Source organism: Corynebacterium sp. HMSC064E10, assembly GCF_001812505.1.
GTDB classification, from domain to species: domain Bacteria; phylum Actinomycetota; class Actinomycetes; order Mycobacteriales; family Mycobacteriaceae; genus Corynebacterium; species Corynebacterium amycolatum.
In genome coordinates this window covers 1-926 of sequence record NZ_KV809168.1, presented here as the reverse complement: position 1 = coordinate 926, position 926 = coordinate 1, and the positions used below count along the sequence as shown (strand labels likewise).

Annotated in this window: 1 rRNA gene; it reads left to right on the top strand. The window is 55.7% G+C overall.

Going from position 1 to position 926, the window contains the following annotated elements:
• A 23S ribosomal RNA gene (locus tag HMPREF2860_RS00025) occupies positions 1-926 on the top strand; the annotation flags it as partial.

Below are 926 nucleotides of genomic sequence, written 5' to 3'. Positions count from 1 at the left end.
TGTGGGGTGATGGCGTGCCTTTTGAAGAATGAGCCTGCGAGTCAGCGGCATGTCGCGAGGTTAACCCGTGTGGTGGGGTAGTCGTAGCGAAAGCGAATACTAATTAGTGTGTTTTTAGTGGCATGTCCTGGACCCGAAGCGGGGTGATCTACCCATGGCCAGTGTGAAGCAGAGGTAAGACTCTGTGGAGGCGCGAACCCACTTAGGTTGAAAACTGAGGGGATGAGTTGTGGGTAGGGGTGAAAGGCCAATCAAACTCCGTGATAGCTGGTTCTCCCCGAAATGCATTTAGGTGCAGCGTCGTGTGTTTCCTCCTGGAGGTAGAGCTACTGGTTGGTTTAGCGGGACTATCATCTTAGCGACATCAGCCAAACTCCGAATGCCAGGTGAGGTGAGAGCACGGCAGTGAGACTGCGGGGGATAAGCTTCGTAGTCGAGAGGGAAACAGCCCAGATCGCCGGCTAAGGCCCCTAAGGGTGTGCTAAGTGGAAAAGGATGTGGGATCGCGAAGACAACCAGGAGGTTGGCTTAGAAGCAGCCATCCTTGAAAGAGTGCGTAATAGCTCACTGGTCGAGTGGTTCTGCGCCGACAATGTAGTGGGGCTCAAGTACACCGCCGAAGCCGCGGCAATCACCATTTTGTGGTGGTTGGGTAGGGGAGCGTCGCGTTACTGCTGTGAAGCGCTGGGGTAACCCTAGTGTGGAGTGTGCGCGAGTGAGAATGCAGGCATGAGTAGCGAATGAGGAGTGGAAAACTCCTCCGCCGAATGACTAAGGGTTCCTGGGCCAGGTTAATCCTCCCAGGGTGAGTCGGGGCCTAAGGCGAGGCCGACAGGCGTAGTCGATGGATAACGGGTTGATATTCCCGTACCCGTGTGTCCGCGCCCATGGTGAATCAGGGATACTAACCCACCTGAACACGCGCC